The organism is Myxococcus qinghaiensis (assembly GCF_024198215.1).
Classification (GTDB): Bacteria; Myxococcota; Myxococcia; order Myxococcales; family Myxococcaceae; genus Myxococcus; species Myxococcus qinghaiensis.
In genome coordinates, this window is the sequence record NZ_JAKCFA010000006.1 from 110,630 (window position 1) to 128,162 (window position 17,533).

At 70.6% G+C, this 17,533-nt stretch carries 16 protein-coding genes; 13 read left to right on the plus strand and 3 right to left on the minus strand.

The window, feature by feature from the left end; all coding sequences use genetic code 11:
* Positions 1-9: 9 nt before the first annotated feature.
* Positions 10-1,080 (minus strand): hypothetical protein, encoded by a 1,071-nt coding sequence (locus LZ199_RS12530; protein ID WP_253993905.1) that lies wholly within the window; start codon positions 1,078-1,080, stop codon positions 10-12.
* A 152-nt stretch (positions 1,081-1,232) separates the two neighbouring features.
* Between LZ199_RS12530 and LZ199_RS12535 the strand changes: the two genes are divergently transcribed.
* From LZ199_RS12535 to LZ199_RS12545, 3 genes are read left to right on the plus strand one after another with little or no spacing between them, the layout of a single operon-like run.
* Positions 1,233-2,051 (plus strand): glycerophosphodiester phosphodiesterase, encoded by an 819-nt coding sequence (locus tag LZ199_RS12535; protein ID WP_253993906.1) that lies wholly within the window; start codon positions 1,233-1,235, stop codon positions 2,049-2,051.
* Positions 2,052-2,062: 11 nt separating this feature from the next.
* Positions 2,063-2,833: a deoxynucleoside kinase gene (locus LZ199_RS12540; protein ID WP_253993907.1), complete on the plus strand. Its 771-nt coding sequence runs from the start codon at positions 2,063-2,065 to the stop codon at positions 2,831-2,833.
* 51 nt (positions 2,834-2,884) lie between these two features.
* Positions 2,885-3,403 (plus strand): acyl-CoA thioesterase, encoded by a 519-nt coding sequence (locus LZ199_RS12545; RefSeq protein ID WP_253993908.1) that lies wholly within the window; start codon positions 2,885-2,887, stop codon positions 3,401-3,403.
* Positions 3,404-3,484: 81 nt separating this feature from the next.
* On the opposite strand, the gene LZ199_RS12550 is transcribed toward LZ199_RS12545, so the two are convergent.
* A complete protein-coding gene (locus LZ199_RS12550; RefSeq protein WP_253993909.1) occupies positions 3,485-3,874 on the minus strand; it encodes a HesB/IscA family protein in 390 nt (129 codons plus the stop codon).
* Positions 3,875-4,007: 133 nt separating this feature from the next.
* Here LZ199_RS12550 and moeB point away from each other — a divergent pair, with 133 nt between their 5' ends.
* Positions 4,008-5,168, plus strand: coding sequence for a molybdopterin-synthase adenylyltransferase MoeB (moeB, locus tag LZ199_RS12555; RefSeq protein ID WP_253993910.1), 1,161 nt, complete (start codon positions 4,008-4,010; stop codon positions 5,166-5,168).
* An 11-nt stretch (positions 5,169-5,179) separates the two neighbouring features.
* On the plus strand, positions 5,180-5,512 hold the full coding sequence (locus tag LZ199_RS12560) for a rhodanese-like domain-containing protein (RefSeq protein ID WP_253993911.1): 333 nt from the start codon (positions 5,180-5,182) through the stop codon (positions 5,510-5,512).
* A 16-nt stretch (positions 5,513-5,528) separates the two neighbouring features.
* Here the strand turns inward: LZ199_RS12560 and LZ199_RS12565 are convergent, their stop codons facing one another.
* Positions 5,529-7,838, minus strand: coding sequence for a serine/threonine protein kinase (locus LZ199_RS12565; RefSeq protein WP_253993912.1), 2,310 nt, complete (start codon positions 7,836-7,838; stop codon positions 5,529-5,531).
* A gap of 292 nt (positions 7,839-8,130) precedes the next feature.
* Here LZ199_RS12565 and LZ199_RS12570 point away from each other — a divergent pair, with 292 nt between their 5' ends.
* The 8 genes from LZ199_RS12570 to LZ199_RS12605 all read left to right on the plus strand — a co-directional run bounded on the left by LZ199_RS12570 (position 8,131) and on the right by LZ199_RS12605 (position 17,523).
* Positions 8,131-8,571 (plus strand): hypothetical protein, encoded by a 441-nt coding sequence (locus LZ199_RS12570; RefSeq protein WP_253993913.1) that lies wholly within the window; start codon positions 8,131-8,133, stop codon positions 8,569-8,571.
* 214 nt (positions 8,572-8,785) lie between these two features.
* A complete protein-coding gene (locus LZ199_RS12575; RefSeq protein WP_253993914.1) occupies positions 8,786-10,117 on the plus strand; it encodes a hypothetical protein in 1,332 nt (443 codons plus the stop codon).
* A 15-nt stretch (positions 10,118-10,132) separates the two neighbouring features.
* Positions 10,133-10,846 (plus strand): VTC domain-containing protein, encoded by a 714-nt coding sequence (locus tag LZ199_RS12580; protein ID WP_253993915.1) that lies wholly within the window; start codon positions 10,133-10,135, stop codon positions 10,844-10,846.
* A gap of 6 nt (positions 10,847-10,852) precedes the next feature.
* Positions 10,853-12,568, plus strand: a complete 1,716-nt coding sequence (gene tmk, locus LZ199_RS12585; RefSeq protein ID WP_253993916.1) for a dTMP kinase — start codon at positions 10,853-10,855, stop codon at positions 12,566-12,568.
* A gap of 12 nt (positions 12,569-12,580) precedes the next feature.
* A complete protein-coding gene (locus LZ199_RS12590) occupies positions 12,581-13,288 on the plus strand; it encodes a DUF4956 domain-containing protein (protein WP_253993917.1) in 708 nt (235 codons plus the stop codon).
* Positions 13,285-14,070: a hypothetical protein gene (locus LZ199_RS12595; RefSeq protein ID WP_253993918.1), complete on the plus strand. Its 786-nt coding sequence runs from the start codon at positions 13,285-13,287 to the stop codon at positions 14,068-14,070. The genes LZ199_RS12590 and LZ199_RS12595 overlap by 4 nt, the downstream gene beginning before the upstream one ends.
* Before the next feature lie 129 nt (positions 14,071-14,199).
* Complete coding sequence (locus LZ199_RS12600) at positions 14,200-15,843, plus strand: metallophosphoesterase (protein WP_253993919.1); 1,644 nt, start codon at positions 14,200-14,202, stop codon at positions 15,841-15,843.
* Positions 15,844-15,975: 132 nt separating this feature from the next.
* Entirely contained in the window at positions 15,976-17,523 is a 1,548-nt protein-coding gene (locus LZ199_RS12605) for an RsmB/NOP family class I SAM-dependent RNA methyltransferase (protein WP_253993920.1), read from the plus strand.
* Positions 17,524-17,533 lie beyond the last annotated feature (10 nt).

The following is a 17,533-nucleotide window of genomic DNA, read 5'->3' on the forward strand; positions in this document are numbered from 1 at the left end:
AGGCCTGAATCACGGCGCCGCGGAGCCGACCATGTCCGGGTCGCAGTTCATCGGGTAGACGACATAGGTGTAGTCGTTCGTCGTGCCCGGGATGATGCCCTCGCCGTACGCGTTGCAGCGGAAGCTGCTGCCGCCGTCGGCCGCCACCACGCCACCGTCGGTGCAGGGCGGGTTGGTGTAGGTCTCATACACGCCGCGGATGCCGTTGGGGAACGTCACCGTGCCGCCGTCCTCGGCCGTCACGCGCAGGTCGCAGGAGGAGAAGGTCTTGTAGTTCCCCACCAGCACGCCGCCGGTGACCTCGAAGCCCAGGTACGTGCCGCTGTCCGGATCCTCCGGGCGCTGCTTCATGGCGAAGGGCGTCGCGTTGGTGATGGTGAGGGGGCCCGGGATGTGGACGCGCGCGCCGGCATAGTCGGCGTTGGGCTTGGTCGTGCCGCCCTCGGAGTTGCCGAAGTTCGCCGGCAGGTTGGTGACGTCCGGCAGGGCCGGGCCGGAGCTGAGCTTGGTGATGGTCACCTTGCCGCTGCTGCCCTGCACCGCGAGCAGGAAGTCGTTCTTCAACACGGGACGGTACGCGTCGCGGTTGTTGGGGAGGTTGTCGGTGGCGTCCGCCTTGAAGCGACGGAACACGCCGGACACGGTGAGCACGTCACCCACCACGGGCTCGTAGTTGGTGGTGACATCCGTGAAGTACTTGTCGACGTACATGCCCTCCTTCGGGAAGCAGGGGTTCACCACCCAGAAGCGGGCGATGTAGTCACCCAGGCTGCCGCGGGACACGTTGCTGACGGCCGTGACGACGACGTTGGTCAGGGTGGCCTTGTCGCCACGCTGGCCGGTGGTGCGAAGGGTGCCGATGGGGCCGACGGCTGGGAGCGGATCCGGACAGTTCAGCGTGGTGGGGCCGCCGTCCGTGCCAGCATCCGTACCGGCATCCGTGCCGCACGCGCCGGTACAGCCCGGGCCGGAGTCAGGCGTCTCACCGTCGTCATCATCACGACCGGAGCAGCCCGCCGCCGAAGCAAAAACCGCCGCGGTGATCAGCGCCGCCGCGCCAAGAGTCTTGCGCAGTTGCATGTCTAGTCTCTCCATTCTTGTCGCGGCGTCACGAGGGTTGAAGTCGACGCCGGTCGGTCCGAGGATGTCGGCCTTATACCGGCGGCCAGCGGGGGCCGGCAAGGAAGCCCCCCCTCCGGGGTCGGTCACACCCGCGTGAATTCGAGGAAGCCATGAATGCCCTTCCCGCCTTCCTCCGAGGACTGCGGCCTACGCTGCACATCTCGCACCGAGGAGGCGCGTCGCTGGCCCCAGAGAACACGCTGGAAGCCTTCCAGCAGGCGGTGGAGGGCTTCCGCACGGACATGCTGGAGTTGGACGTACACGTGACGCGGGACGGCGAAGTCGTCGTGGCGCATGACGACACGCTGGAGCGCTGCACGGATGGCTTTGGCCCGCTCGCGGGGCACACGCTGGCGGAGCTGAAGAAGCTCGACGCGGGGTACGGCTTCACCCTGGACGAGGGACGGACGTTCCCCTTTCGGGGCCAGGGCGTGCGGATGCCCACGCTGCGCGAGGTGCTGCGCGCCTTTCCATCACTGCGCCTCAACGTGGAGCTGAAGCCAGACGTGCCCGGCCACGAGGAGGTCTTCGCGCGGCTGCTGGAGGACGAAGGGGCGGTGGAGCGCGTGTGCATGGGCAGCGAGCAGGACGCGGTGGGCGAGCGCCTGGTCGCCCGGCTGCCCCACGCGTGTCACTTCTATCCCCGCGACGCGCTGGCCGCGCTCGTCATCGCGCTGCGTGGTGGAGAATCGCCGCCGGAGGACCCTCGCTTCACCGTGCTCGACATGCCGCTGTACTTCGGCGAGGTGCGGCTGGTGGACGCGCAGTTCCTGCGCGACTGCGCGGCGCGCGGCAAGTGGGTCAACGTCTGGACGGTGGATGACCCGGACGAGATGCGCGCACTGCTGGAGGAAGGCGTCGGCGGCATCATGACGGACCGGCCGGACCTGCTGAGGCAGCGAATGGACGACGCTACCAAGCCGGGTTAAGCCCCGGATCCATGCCTCGTACCACCTCGCGCTCGCGCCCGTCCCCTCCTCCGGCCGCCGCCCCGAAGCCTTCTCCGGAAGCACCCGGGCGCGAGGCCCCTGCCTCACGCGCCAAGAACTCGGTGAAGGTGAAGGAGAAGACGAAGGTGAAGGCGCCCAAGGGACGGCGCTTCGTGGCGCTGTCGGGCAACATCGGCGCGGGCAAGACGACGGCGGCGAAGATGCTCAGCCAGAGCTTCGGCTACGAGCTGTTCGACGAGCCCGTCATCGACAACCGCTTCCTGCGCGACTACTACTCGGACATGTCGCGCTGGTCCTTCACGCTCCAGCTCGAGTTCCTCATCCGCCGCGTGGAGCACCACGAGCTCATCCACTCGTACCGCCGCAGCTGCGTGCAGGACCGCACGCTGTACGAGGACCCGGAGATTTTCGCCAAGTACCTGCACGGCCTGGGGCACCTGACGAACGCGGAGCTGGACCTGTACTACGAGTACTTCCAGCGCCTGTCGCGCCACATCATCCGCCCGGACAAGGTCATCTGCTTCGAGGTCGGCAGCGTGGACGTGCTGTTGGACCGCATCCGCACCCGGGGCCGCGAAGAGGAGAAGGGCATCCGCCCGCAGTTCCTCCGGGGCCTCAACGGCTACTACGCGTCCTTCCCCCAGGTGCTCCAGGAGAAGTACGGCGTGGAGTGCCTGGTGATGGATGTGTCACGCCAGGACATCCGCCGGGGCCGGGGCCGCGAGGAGTTCCTGGACCGCGTCTCCACCTTCCTGGCATGAGGCACCGGGGCCCCACGCACGTGGCCCCAGTCCCAGGATGGAAGGTGTGAGATGGCTGACATGACGCCCAAGCGAGCCAAGGACACGGAGGTGGTGATGACCCAGCTCATCCTGCCTCCGGACGCCAACAACCTGAACGCGGCGTTCGGCGGGAAGGTGATGGAGTGGATCGACATCTGCGGCGCGGTGGCCGCCCAGCGTCACTGCCGGCAAGTCGTGGTGACGGCGTCCATGGATGACCTGCACTTCCACGCGCCCATCAAGGTCGGCTGGATTGCGCTCCTGCACTCGCGCGTGCTCGCCGCCTTCCGCACCTCCATGGAGGTGGGCGTCACGGTGCACGCGGAGAACCCCCTCACTGGCGAGCGCACGCTCACCACCAGCGCGCTGCTGACGTTCGTCGCCATCGACAAGGACGGAAGCCGTGTCCCGGTGCCGCCGCTGCTGATGGAGACGGAGACGGAGCGCGAGTCGTTCCGGGAGGCCGAGGCGCGGCGCGCCCAGCGACTCGCTCGGCAGAAGGAGAACCAGTCCTGGTTGAAGGTGATGCAGCCCATCGCCGGGGCCTGAGCAGGCCCGCGCGGCGCGGGAGGAACGCGAGGGAGGGCGGTACACCCACCCTCGCGGACCTGAGTCATCCGGCGACTCGAATCAGGTGGTGAACGAGGTGCCGCAGCCGCAGGAGGACTTCGCGTTCGGGTTGTTGAACTTGAAGCCCGCGCCGGTGATGGCGGAGACGTAGTCGATCTCCGTGCCGGCCAGGTACTGGGCGCTCATGCCGTCGGTGGCGAGCTTCACGCCGTCCTGCTCCCAGACGCTGTCGCCGGCCTTCGACTCCTTGACCAGGTTCAAGTCGTAGCCCAGGCCGCTGCAGCCGGCCGGCACGACGCGGATGGAGAAGAAGTAGCCCTCGAAGCCCTGGGCCTTGATGACCTCCTTCACCTGCCGGATGGCGCCTTCCGTCAAACGCACGGCCTCGGGCGGGGCGGACTGGGGGGCCGTCGTGGTGACCGGGGCGGGGGTCGTGGTCGTCGTATCCATGTCGGGAAAATCTCCTCTCGAACGGCCCTTTATAACGCCCGGGGCCGGAAAATCCATGGGACCGGCCGCCCGAGCGCCCAGGACGCTTCATCCCACGCGGAAGCCGCCCGGGCGTCGGGTTATACCCCGCCCCATGGCGCCTACCTTCCGTGAGCTTCTGGCCGGTGTGAAACAGGAGATTCGCGAAGTCACCGTGGACGAGGTGAAGCGGCTGCTGGACAGCCGGGCCGCCGTGAAGCTCATCGACGTGCGGGAGGCGGACGAGTACGCGGGCGGGCGGCTGCCCGGCGCCGTGCACATCCCCCGAGGCTACCTGGAGCTGCGAATCGAGGAGCGCGCCGGCCGCGACGAGGAGCTCGTCGTCTACTGCGCTGGAGGGACGCGCTCGGCGCTGGCGGTGAAGAGCCTGAAGGAGCTGGGCTACACGCGCGTGGCCTCGCTGGCGGGGGGCTACAACCGCTGGAGCGACGCGGCGCTGCCGGTGGAGAAGCCTTTCGTGCTCAGCGCCGAACAGAAGGAGCGCTACCGCCGGCACCTCATCCTCCCGGAGGTCGGCGAGGAGGGGCAGGCGAAGCTCTTGAAGTCGCGCGTGCTGCTGATGGGCGCGGGCGGGCTGGGCTCACCGGCGGCGCTGTACCTGGCGGCGGCGGGCGTGGGGACGCTGGGCATCGTCGACTCGGACGTGGTGGACCTGAGCAACCTCCAGCGACAGGTGCTGCACACCCAGGAGCGCCGGGGCCAGCCCAAGGTCGTGAGCGCGAAGGCCGCGATTGAAGCCCTCAACCCGGACGTCCGCGTCATCCCCTTCCAGGAGCGGCTCACCTCGCACAACGTCCTGCGCGTGCTGGAGGGGTTCGACCTCGTCCTCGACGGAGGAGACAACTTCCCCACCCGCTACCTGCTCAACGACGCGTGCCTCATGAAGGGCCTGCCCAACATCCACGGCTCCGTGTTCCGCTTCGAGGGCCAGGTGACGACTTTCGTGCCCGGCCAGGGCCCGTGCTACCGCTGCCTCTACCCCGCCCCACCGCCCCCAGAGCTGGCGCCGTCGTGCGCGGAGGCCGGCGTGCTGGGCGTGCTGCCCGGCATCATCGGCCTCCTCCAGGCCAACGAGGCCCTCAAGCTGCTGCTCGGCCAGGGCGAGACGCTCGTCGGCCGGCTGCTCACCTTCGACGCGCTGGCCACCCGCTTCCAGGAGCTGAAGCTGCGCCGGGACGCCGGGTGTCCGGTGTGCTCACCGGGCGCGAAGGTGGAGCTCATCGACTACGAGCGCTTCTGCGCCGTGACTGCCTGACGAAAGCCCCCATGCCCATCCCCGAAATCACGCCCGCCCGCCTCGCCGAGCTGCTCGCGGGCCCCGCCGAGTCCCGCCCCGCCCTGCTGGACGTGCGCTTCCCGCACGAGAACGAGTACGTCGCGCTGCCGGAGTCGGTGCTCATCCCCCTGCCGGAGCTGGACGAGCGCGCCGACGAGTTGGAGGCCCTGCGGGGCCGGCCTGTCGTCGTCTACTGCCACCACGGCGTGCGCAGCCTGGACGGCGCGGCCTACCTGATATCCCGTGGGTTGCAGGCCGTGTCGCTGCGAGGCGGCATCGACCTGTACTCGCTTCAGGTGGACTCGAGCCTGCCCCGCTACTGAGGCGGGGCGCGGCGGCTCAGCCGAGGAACGCGGACAGGTCCTGCGTCTCCCGGTTGATGCTGTTGGGCTTGATGTCGACCTCGAAGTGGAACGGCTCCTTCAGCGGGCCACCGTTCAGCTCGAGCTTGTGCTTGCCCTCCATCAGCTCGATTTTGAGGCCCTTGCCGTTGCCGCCCTGGTACAGGCCGACGTCCTGGTCTCGACGGCGCACGGTGATGCCGCGCACGCTGTCCGGCTTGAGCAGCAGCAGCAACTGTCCCCGGCGGAACTCCTGGGTGAGCACCTTGGCCTGACCCGGCTCGCCGAAGGCCAGCGTGTCGGTGTCCTCCTTGTAGATGCCCTGCTGCTCGTTCTCCAGGATGAGCGTGTCCTGCAGGTGCGCGCCGGACACCAGCGTCAGCGGCGTCATGCCCAGCTCGGTGACGAGCTGCGAGCCTCCGCAGCCATTCGTGTGGCGCACGGAGACCTTCACCCGCTCGTTGGTGTTGATGGTGAGCCGCACGCCCTGCCCGTCCGACGCGGTGGCGCTGAGCACCGCGAGGATGGGCTTGTGGAAGATGGCCACCACCGCCAGCAACCCCACGATGAAGCCCAGCGTGGCCACGTTGCGCGTGGCCATGGTGCGGCGCGTGCGGCGGGAGTCGTCCGAGATGGCGCGGTCGACGTCGTCATGCACCCGCACCGCGGGCGCAGCGGAGAGCGAGGCCCGGGAGCGCGTCGGCGGCGGCGCGGGCATCTCCGCGCGACTGGAGGTGCGCCGGCGCGGCGGCGGCTCCGGCGCGGACACCTGCGACTGCATCCCCGTGCGGCGGCGCGGCGGCGGCGAGGGCTCCGGCGGCGGAAGCATGGTCCGCTCGTCGTCCTCGTCGTCCTCCATGCGCGTGCGCTCGTCCAAATCCAACTGCGCGGACGTGCGCGATCGCGGCGGCGGGGGCGGATCCACATCCACCACCGGCGAGGCCCGCGTCATGGAGCGGCGCGGCGCGGGCGGCGGCTCCCCAGGATTGGTGACGGCGCTGCGCAGGTCCGAGCGGGAGCTGGTGCGCGCCACCTGGGTGGCATTCGCGCTGCTGGGCCGGCGCATCGAGTCGGACGTCGCGGGCCGGCGGCGCGGCGGCACCTCGACATCGCCCGAGGGAGCGTCCCACTCGCCCGGGTCCTCTTCGATGACAGGCTGCGCGGACGCACCCGTGCGACGCGGAGGCGGAGGCGGCGCGGAGCGCGAGGGCGGAGCACGGCCTCGCTCACGAGGCGCGGACGCCTCACCCGGAGGCGCATCCCAGCTCATGTCCGCGGACGACGGACGGCCCCGGCCCCGCTCTTGAGGAGGCGGAGGCGGCGCCGGCGAGCCGCCCGAGGCATCGTCGTCCACCGGGACGACCTGACCCTGGGCCTTCTCGTCCGCGAGCCGGTCCGCGAACAGCGTCTCCATCAGCTCGGAGATCTGCACCGAGCCCGCCACCCAGCGCTGGCCGACGAGAATCTCCTCCAGCGCCGTCTGGAACGTCCGCGCATCCCGGTAGCGGTCATCCGCGTTCTTGGTGACGGCCCGCATCACCACCGGGTCCATCTCCTCCGGCACGTCCGCCACCTGCGACGGCGGCTGGATGGCGCACTCCATGGCGGCCTGGAGCGTGGCCAGTTCCGAGTCCCGCTTCAGCGGGCGCACGCCCGTGAGCAGTTCGTAGAGCACCAGGCCGATGGCGAAGATGTCCGCGCGCCCGTCCAGCGGCTTGCCGGCGGCCTGCTCGGGCGCCATGTACGCGAACTTGCCCTTGATGGCGCCCGACTTCGTCAGCGACGCCTGGTCCGCGGCCTTCGCGATGCCGAAGTCCACCAGCTTCACCGAACCGTCAAAGCTGATGAGGATGTTCTGCGGCGAGATATCGCGGTGCACCACGCGCAGCGGCCGACCCGCGTCGTCCGTGCGGCTGTGGGCGTAGTACAGCCCCTCGCACGCCGCCGCGACGATGCGGATGGCCAGGGGGCGCGCTATCCACTGGCCCGCGCTGGCCGCCTTGCGCATGACCCGGCCCAGGTCCTCGCCGTGGATGAACTCCATGGCGATGTAGTAGGTGCCGTTCGCCTCGCCGAACTCGTAGACCTGCGCGATGTTCGGATGGTTGAAGCGCGCCGCGATGAGCGCCTCGTTCCGGAACATCTCGACGAATTCACGGTCCTCCGCCAGATGCGGAAGGATGCGCTTGACGACGAGGTTCTTGTGGAACCCCTCGATGCCCGACTGACGCGCCAGCCACACCTCGGCCATGCCGCCGGTGGCGAGCTTCTTCAGGAGCTGATATTTCCCGAATGATTGAGGGTTCATCCCGGTACTCTGGCCGGGGGAGTTGGCTCAGATGGAATGCGCTAGGGGTCGCCATCTTAGGGGACAGCGGCCGCCGAGGCAAAGGTGGCTCGCACGGAATTCGGTCGGCGCGCTGATTGCCTGCCTGCTGGCTACGGGTGCGCTCGCAGTCACTCCGGGTGCGGATCAACTCCGCCTGGAGAGGCGCGGCGACGTCCTGGAGCTGCGCTGGGCGGATGCCGAGGAGCGCCTGCAGGGTACGCTTCACCCCGCCCTCCCCCGTGAGGGCGAGCCCGCGCTGCTGTCGCTCCACGTGGGCGCGTTCCAGGGCGCCGAGTTCACCGGCCCGCTGACGCTGACGGTGCACCTGAAGGACTCGCCCGCCCAGGTGACGAAGACGCTGACGCGCGACGGCGTCAACTGGCACACGGAGCTGACCTTCGACGAGCCGGGCCTCTATGAGCTGGAGGTCCGCTACCAGAACACGCACCTCAAGGTGCTGACGGGCTACGTCACGGTGGCCTCGCAGCCGCTGCCGCAGGGGTTGAGCTGGGGCCTGCTCGTGCTGGCCTCCGGCACCGCGCTCGTGTGGGGTGTGCGGGGCGCGATACGGCGGCTGAAGGGCCCGACCTCGCCCGCGAGCACGCCCGACAGCGCCGAGGCGCAGGCGCCGGCGACCTCGGCGGAGCCCACCGCACCCACCGGGTCGAGCGACTCCACCGCCCCGGCGGCGGATGCGGCGTCCAACCGGTAACTCCTTCCACCGGTTGATCGACATTCGTACAGGCCCGGCTGCCCACGCAGTGGAACTTTCGTTCCCACCCGTGGGCAGGTAACGACCTCGTCACGACGTTTTCGCGCCCTGGCACGGGCGCTCGCCGTCCACCGCCGTCCTGCACCCGACGTTGTCGCTTCGGGCACCGCAGTTGCACAAGGGCTCTCCCGGCTGCGATGGGGAGGCGGGGAACATGGGCGGGTGGCGGTTGGATGATCTGGGGAGGCGGGGCCTCCTCATCGCGGTCCTCCTGAGTGGACCAGCGTTCGCGGAGGCCCAGGCCTCGGCGAGCGGCATGGGGCTGGACACCGGTGATGCGGTGGCCGTGGAGGATCCGCTCTCGGGCGGCGTGGTGGATGGAGTCGACGCGCCCGAGAGCGGACCACCGGAGGGCTCCGAGCCCCTGGAGCCCTCCCAGAACACCCTCCCGGAAGGAGCGCTGGCGCAGGCGATGCCGCCGCGAATCCAGCCGGGAGACCCGAGCGACGCGGTGAAGCCGGTGCCGCCGACGGGCGCGCAGCCCACGGCCGCGCAGCCTTCGCCGGAGGAGAAAAAGAAGAAGAAGAAGTCGAAGCCGGGCGCGCAGCAGGAGGACTCGCTGGGCGAGGACGCCACCGCGCTGGACGACACGCCCGCGGACGAGGTGCAGACGGTGCGCGTCTTCGGCCGCGTCTACGCACGCGCCAACGCGGACGAGCGCTCGAAGTACCAGCGCACGCTGAGCATCCCTTCCGCGCGCGTGGGCGTGGGCACGTCGCTGCCCAACCTGGAGGCCGAGGTGAGCGCGGACCTCGCGGACTCCAACATCCTCAAGGACGCCTTCGTGCGCCTGGCGGATGACGGCAAGCGCTTCCGCCTCTATGGCGGCCAGTTCAAGGCCCCCTTCCTCCAGCGCCGGCTGGAGGGCTCGTGGAGCCTGCCCATCCAGGGACGCGGCTTGGTGGAGGACTACCTGGGGGACGTGCACGAGCTGGGCGGCCGTCGGATGGGACTGATGGGCGAGGTGCGGCTCAAGAGCCTCTGGGATGTCCGCGTGTCCGCGGGCGTGTTCCAGGGCTCCAAGGACGAGCTGGGCGTGCGCACCAAGGAGGACCTGGCCGGGCGCGTGAGCGTGCGTCCGCTCAAGAAGATGCTCACCCTGGGCGTCAGCACGTATGTGGCGGAGGCGCTGGACAGGGCGCGTCGGCACGCGGTGGCGGCGGACGCGGAGCTCAAGTTCGGCGGGCTGAACGTGACGGGTGAAGTCGTCACGGGACGGCTGCCCGTGGGGCCGTTCACCGCGCAGCTCCTGCTGGCGAGCTGGACGGTGCCGGTGACGACGGAGTGGGCGCTCCAGCCTGTTGTCGGAGCGGAGGGGTTGCAGTTGAGAGGGGATGTGGAAGGTCGGGGCCACTCGCTGCTCGGGGGTCTCAACCTTCTCTTGGGGAGTCGTTTTCGGGGGCAGTTCCAGGTGGAGCGCGCGTTGCGGCCGGGAGACGAGGCGCCGGGCCTCGAGTACTCGCTGCAGCTCGCCACCCGCTTCTAGTCACGGAGACACGTCATGCTCTCGTTCGCCGAGGGAGAAGTGACCCGACTCCGGCGTGAGTTCAAGCTGGTGCTCGGGGAGCAGACCGCGCTCGCGCTGTGCGCGCGGTTGTCGATGGAGCTGGGGGGACAGGCGCCGTTGCCCACGCGCATCGTGTCCGTCTATTTCGACCGGCCAGGTTGTCCGTTGGCGTCGCGCGCGCTGCGCTCGCCGGAGGACTGCCTCAAGGTCCGCACGAAGGAGTACTCGCCGGACGTGGGCTCGGGCGGCGTGGAGCGCGTGGTGCTGGAGGTGAAGCGCGAGCGTCACGGCCTCACGCAGAAGCGTCGGGTCTGGGTGCCGCGCTCGGACCTGGGGCGCGTGTTGCGAGGGGGCGCGCGCCTGTTGCCGCTCATCACTGGAGGCAGCCTGATGCCGGTGCTGGCGGTGACGTACCAGCGGCACGTGTATCAGGCGTCGCAGGCGTGGCGGGTGACGGTGGACCGGGACATCGGCTACCACCACATTGCCCCGGAGCTGGCCATGTCCCAGCTTGCCCTGACGACGGAGCGACTGGGACCGCCGCTTTGGAACGAAGAGCGCGTGGTGGTGGAGGTGAAGCACCTGGGGCAGGAGCTGCCCGACTGGCTGTCGTCGCTCAATCCGGGCGGCGCGCCGACGTACAGCAAGTTCGCTGAGGGGATGGCGAGGGTTCACGCCTTCGCCGCGGATGGGGTCGCGAGGGGATAAGGCACCGTGTTCATCGACTTCGAGGGGATTGACGGCAGCGGCAAGACGACGCTCTCCAACCTGCTGGCCGGGAGGCTGAAGAAGCTCGGCTACCGGGTGGCGCACGCACGGGAAGGAGGCGAGCTGCGCTCGTCCACGGCCCGGCGCGTACGGGAGCTGACGCGCGATGCGCGCCTGCTGGAGATGTCGCCACGCGCGGAGTTCTTTCTCAACCTGGCGCGCGACGCGCAGCAACTGGAGGAGGTGGTGGCGCCCGCGCTGTCACGGGGCGAGGTCTGCATCACCGACCGTTACCTGTACTCGCAGCTCGCGCTGAGCGGCGGTGGCCGGGGACTTCCCATGTCGGAGCTGCGGCCCGCGTGCGAGCTGGCCTCGCAGGGGCTGTGGCCGGACCTGGTCATCCTGGTGGATGTGGACCCGGACCTGGCGCGGTGGCGCAAGCGGCTGGGCAAGGCCCAGTCGGGGCGAAGCGCGGACGGAGACAGCCGCAAGGGGCTGGCGGGCGCGGGCCTGGCGGTGCGCGTGCGCGAGTCCTTCCTGGCCCTGGCCAAGGAAGACCCTCGGCGCTGGCTCATCCTGGAGAACAACGACGCGCCGCTGCACGTGCTGGAGCAGCGTCTGGTGGAAGCGGTGGTGGCGCGGCTGGAGGGGCGTGACACGCCCGTGCAGCGCATCGTCCCCGTGCCGACGACGCCCGTGCACTCGGGCCCCGTCGCGGTGGAGGACGTGGAGGCGCGCTTCTTCCAGGCCCTGGACACCGTGGAGGTGCGCGAGCCGTCGCTCGCGGTGTGGATGCTGGGCGGCCTTCCCGGGCTCATGGCGCACCAGCGTCGGCTGGCCTTCGTGGAGCGCTTCCCCGCCCTCACCGCGCGGGGCCTCCAGGGCCTGAGCGACGACGCCGCGTGGACGCTGCGCGAGGTGCTGGCGCCGCTGTCCCCCGCGCAGGTGGCGCTCGGCCTGGCGGGAATCACCGGCGCGCGAGCGTCGATGATGCGCGAGCGGCTGCATGCCCAGGCCCCGTCGGAGGTGCTCCAGGGCCTGAAGGGCGACAGCTCCCCCCAGGCGTGGGCGCTGCGCGAGCGTGGCATGAAGGACGGACGTCTGGTCGACGTGCTGCTGGGGCTCTCCGGCGTGGACGGCGAGGAGTCCTGGCTGGTGCGCGAGGCCGGAATGCAGCGCTCGCTGTACGCCGAAGTGGCCCGCAGCCTGGGAGGTCTGACGGACGCGCGGGCGGACGCGCTGCGCGAGGCGCTCCTGCCGCACGACAGGCTGGCGGTGCTGCGCGGCACCCAGGGGCTGGACACGCCCGTGGCGCGCGGACTGCGCGAGGCGCTGGCGGGCAAGGCGCTGAAGCTGGTGCTGCGCTCGCTGACGGGGCTCGACTCGGAGGAGGCCTGGGCGCTGCGTGAGCGCGGGGCGAAGAAGACGAAGGAGGCGCTGGACTCGGTGGACGGCATGAACGACCCGCGGGCGTGGAAGCTGCGGGTGGAGCATGCGAAGCGCTGGCCCGCCACCGTGCTGTCCTCGCTCAAGGGGCTGCCGCTGGGGCCCGAGGCACGCACGCTCATCTCACGGGTACTGGAGGCACATCCCACGAGTCTGCCGGTGTTGCGCAACGCTTATGCGGTCATCGCCACGGCGTCGACGCTCGACGCCCGGGGCACCACGGTCCGCCCGAGCCGCGTCGTCGCGGAAGCGGCCACACAGCTGGTCGAGCTCTAAAGGAGCCCCGACATGGAGGCCACGATTCCGGCGCTCTTCGAGAGCGCCAAGGCGGAGCTGAGTGCGTTGTCCATCACCGTGATGCTGCCGCGGATGCTCGCGGCGGCGTTCATCGGCACGGTGCTGTCGCTGCGGCCCTGGCGGTTTCTCATGCGCCGGGCGCTGCCGAAGGCGGACATGATTCAGGCGCAGGTGCTGTTGTGCGCGGCGGCGGCGGTCATCACCGCCGTCATCGGCGACAGCGTGGCCAAGGCCTTCGGGCTGGTGGGGCTGGGCGGCTTCGTGCGCTTCCGCTCCGGCCTCAAGGACCCGCGCGACGCGGCCATCCTGTTCCTGATGATTGGCCTGGGCATGGCGTGTGGCCACGGCAGCCTGGGGCTCGCGGGCGTGGGCACCCTGTTCGTCGCGGCGCTGCTGTTCGTCATCGACCTGTTCAACCGGGAGGCGCCCGCGGCGCCAGCGAAGCAGCGGCTCCTGGTGTCCGCGCAGGCCGATGACCTGGTGGGCGCGGAGGCGTCGCTGAGGAGCGCGCTGGGCGAGCGCAATGTGCTGGTGAAGAGCTGCGCGCTCGACTTCGACGGGCGGCGGCTGGAGCTGGAAGTGGAGGAGCCCGTGCCTGGCTCGCTGACGGCGGCGCTGGGACGGACGGAGGGCACGCCCCTGCGGGGGCTGCGGTGGACGGCGGTAAGCCCCAAGGGGACACGGGAGGAGCTGACATGACACGCAGGTGGGTGGTCGCGCTCGCGGCCGGATGGTTGCTCGTGGGTTGTGGTGGGGGCGGGAGCCTGCCAGGCGGAGATGGACCGGGTCCTTCGGGGCCGGGCGGAGACGTGGGTCTGCCGGGCGACAAGGACCCGAACGACAACGGCCCGGATGACGCGGCCTCGAAGACGCTGTGGCCGCTGACGACGGGCTCCACGTGGGTCTACGACATCCAGGACCCGGTGCATGGCAACTTCCAGAAGCACGTGACGGTGCAGGGGCCGCGCGAGGTGCCGGGGGCTCCGGCGGGAACGACGGGCGTGCTGGTGCACAGCAAGCAGGACCGCGTCGCCACCGGCGTCCTCTACGAGGAGTATTCCTGGCAGGCCGAGCAGAGCAACGGGCTGGTGGTCCGGCTTCGCGAGGAGGACCACCGGGACGGCGTCCAGGTGCGCACCACCACGTGGGCTCCCGCCACGGTGAAGTCCCTGGCGCGCGCGCCGAGCGCCCTGCCCTGGTCCTTCACCAGCGCCGTGCAGGAACTGACGGTGATGGGGGACGGCAGCAAGGAGGACAGCGACCCCACCTATACGTGGCGCGTGCTGGAGGTGGGCGTGACGGTGCAGACGCGCGCCGGCACCTTCACCAACGCCATCAAGGTGCGCCGCGACAAGCTCAACGACGCGGGCGAGGTCAAGGAAGGCAAGGAGCGCACGTACTGGCTGGTGCCCGGCGTGGGCAAGGTGCGCGAGGAGGGTGAGCGCACCGAGGACCTCGCGTCCTACGACATCAAGAAGTAGTGCCCGGTGGGACAGGCGTGGGGCGAGCGAGGGCCTGCCTCGCCGCCTGGCGCCTGTTCCCCTCACCGGATGAAGGTCGTTGAGTGAACGGTTGGGCCTCCGTCCCGAAATGGTTCGGGAGGAGGCTGCATGCATCGGAAGACCCGCTTCAACCCGCTTCCCCTGGCCGTGGCCCTGACCTTGGTGTCGGGCGTGGCTTCCGCGGGCGTCCTCGCCCGCGACCCCTACCTCCAGAAAGTCGGACCGGACACCGCCCTGGTGGCGTTCCGACTGGCGGCCAACTGCTCGCCCGAGGTGCGGTATGGCGTGGGAGCGGTGAGCGAGGTCGCCCGCTCGGAGGCCTCCGGCCGCGTCCATGCGGTGGTGCTCACCGGCCTGAAGCCCGCCACGGAGTATTCCTACGAGGTCAGCGCGTGCGGCCTCAGGACGCCCACCAAGCGCTTCACCACCGCGCCCGAGCCCGGGACGCGCCGCGTGCACTTCGCGGCGGTGGGTGACTTCGGCACGGGTGGCTCGGACCAGAAGGCGGTGGCCGCCGACATGCTCGCGCGCAAGCCGGAGCTGTTCGTGGCCCTGGGCGACAACGCCTATCCGGATGGCACCGAGGCCGACTTCCAGGACCACCTCTTCGCGCCCATGGCCGCGCTGCTGGCGGAGGTTCCCCTCTTCGCCTCGCCCGGCAATCACGAGTACGTGACGGACCAGGGGCAGCCGTACCTGGACAACCTCTACATGCCCACCAACAACCCGGCGGGCTCGGAGCGCTACTTCTCCTTCGACTGGGGGCACGTGCACTTCGTGTCGCTCGACTCCAACTGCGCCATCGGCCTGTCGTCCGCGGAGCGCTGCTCGCTGGCGGACCAGAAGGCGTGGCTCCAGACGGACCTGGCCGGGACGACGCAGCCGTGGAAGGTCGTCTTCTTCCACCACCCGCCCTGGTCCAGCGGCGAGCACGGCTCGCAGCTCACCATGCGCCGCCAGTTCGGCCCCATCTTCGAGAAGTACGGCGTGGACCTGGTGCTGACGGGGCATGACCACAACTACGAGCGCAGCAAGCCGATGCAGGGTGACGGCGTCGCGTCCTCGGGCGGCATCCCCTACCTGGTGGTGGGCGGCGGTGGCGCGACGCTGCGCGCGTTCTCCGTGGGCCAGCCGAGCTGGAGCCAGGTGCGCGACAACAAGGCGCACGGCTTCCTGGACGTGGAGGTGGTGGAGGGTGTGCTCACCGCGAAGCTCATCACCACGGACGAGAAGGTGCTGGACAGCTTCACGCTGCGCAAGGACCTGCCCCCCGTGGAACAGCCGCCCCCGGCGGATGCCTTGTCCGTCACCGTGGAGGGCGAGCGCGGCGTGGCCCCGCACCGCGCCCTCTTCCGCGCGGCGACGTCCTCGGACGTCCCGGTGACGTGGGACTTCGGCGACGGCGGCACGGCCGAGGGCACGACGGCGGAGCACACCTACGCCAAGGCCGGCCAGTACACCGTGACGGCGACGGCGGCCTTCGGCGCGGTGACGCGCACGGCGACGTCCGTCGTCACCGTCAGCGCGGCCTCGGGTGGCGAGACGGGTGGCGGCACCGACGCGGGGACTCCCTCGACGGGCACCCCGAACGACCGCCCCTCCCCTCCGACGACGGGCACGCCGGGCACCGACGACGAGGAGGGCGGCTCCGGCGGAGGCTGCGCCGCGGGTCCCACCGCCGCCCTGCTCCCCGCCGCGGGCCTGCTGGCGGCCGGACTGCTCCGTCGGCGCCGCGCCAGCCGGCGCCCCTGAAACCCTCCCTCGCTCCCCTCGGGTGAGCGAGTTCCCCGCCCGGGTGTGTCGGTGGACCGAGCGTCCCCGACCACCCGGGTTTGCTTTCCCCGCTTGTCAACCCGCCCGGGGGATGCAAAGGCCCCTGCAGCCATGGCCCAGAAATCCAAATCCCGCCCCACCTCGCGCTCGTCCGCGACCTCGCGCCCCTCCTCCGGGACCTCGCGCTCGTCCGCGACCTCGCGCCCCTCCTCCGGGCCCTCGCGCTCGTCGGGGACCTCGCGCCCCTCCGGGACCTCGCGACACCACACCGCGAAGAAGTCCACCAACGAGCGTCCGCACAGCAAGAAGCCCACGCTCAAGGAGCAGGCGCGCTCCCCTCGGGCCGTGAGAGAGGACCTGGTGCTCCAGGCCTGCCTGGAGGCGTACGCGCTGGTGCGCCATGAGGGGCGCCTGTCGGACCGGGCGCTGGACTTCACGCTGCGCCGCAAGACGAACCTCTATTCGTCGGAGCGCCGCGCCGTCGCCGAGCGCGTCTACGCCCTGCTGCGCCGCCAGCGCACGGTGGACTTCCTGCTGTCGCGCGCCCACTTGAGCTTCGAGTCGCTGGACTCCACCCGTCAGGACGTCCTGCGCCTGGCCACCTCGCGCGTGCTGCACGGGGACCCGCTGGGGGAGGTGTCGCGCACCTCGTCGCTGACGGCCGCGGATGCCTCCGCCCTGAGCGCGCTGCCCCAGGCCGCCGCCGCGCTGGAGGCCCTGCCGGAGAAGAAGCGCTTCCCCATCGCCGCCTCGCTGCCGGACTTCCTCGCCGAGCGCTTCCTCGCGCTGTACGGCAAGGACGCCGCGCGCGCCGCCGAGGCGATGAACGAGCGCGCCCCCCTCACCGTCCGCGCCAACCTCCTCAAGGAGGACCGCGACGCGCTGGCGAAGCGCCTCTCCGCCGAGGAGGTGGAGTCCAAGCCTTCCCCGCTGTCGCCCATGGGCCTGCACCTGGAGACGCGCATGAACGTCTTCTCGCTGGAGACCTTCCGAGAGGGCTTCCTCGAAATCCAGGACGAGGGCAGCCAGCTGCTCGGCATGCTGGTGGACGCGCCCCCCACGCGCGTCGTGGATGCGTGCGCGGGCGCGGGCGGCAAGACGCTCCAGCTGGCCGCGCAGATGAAGAACCGCGGAGACCTGCACGCGCTGGACATCGACACGCGGCGCATGGAGGACCTCAAGAAGCGGGCCCGCCGCGCCGGGGTGCACAACGTGCGCGCCCAGCTCATCGCCGCGGAGGGGCCGGAGGCGGACACGTCGCTGGACTCGCTCGCGGGCAAGGCGGACCGGGTGCTGGTGGACGCGCCGTGCAGCGGCACCGGCACGTTCCGCCGCAAGCCGGACGCGCGCTACCGCCTGACGCCCGAGCAGCTGGCCGAACACGTGGCCCGGCAGAAGGCGCTCCTGGAGCGCTTCTCGCGGATGGTGAAGCCCGGCGGCCGGCTCATCTACGGCACGTGCAGCGTGCTGCGCGAGGAGAACGAGGACGTCATCGAGGACTTCCTCTCGCGGCACCCCGAGTACACCGTGCGTCCGGTGGCGGAGCTCCTGGGTCCGGAGCTGGGCGCCAAGGTGGGCCCCGGCCCGTTCCTGCGCCTGGCGCCGCACCTCCACGGCACCGACGGCTTCTTCGGCGCCGTCCTCGTCCGAGCGAAGTAGCCTGCCTGGA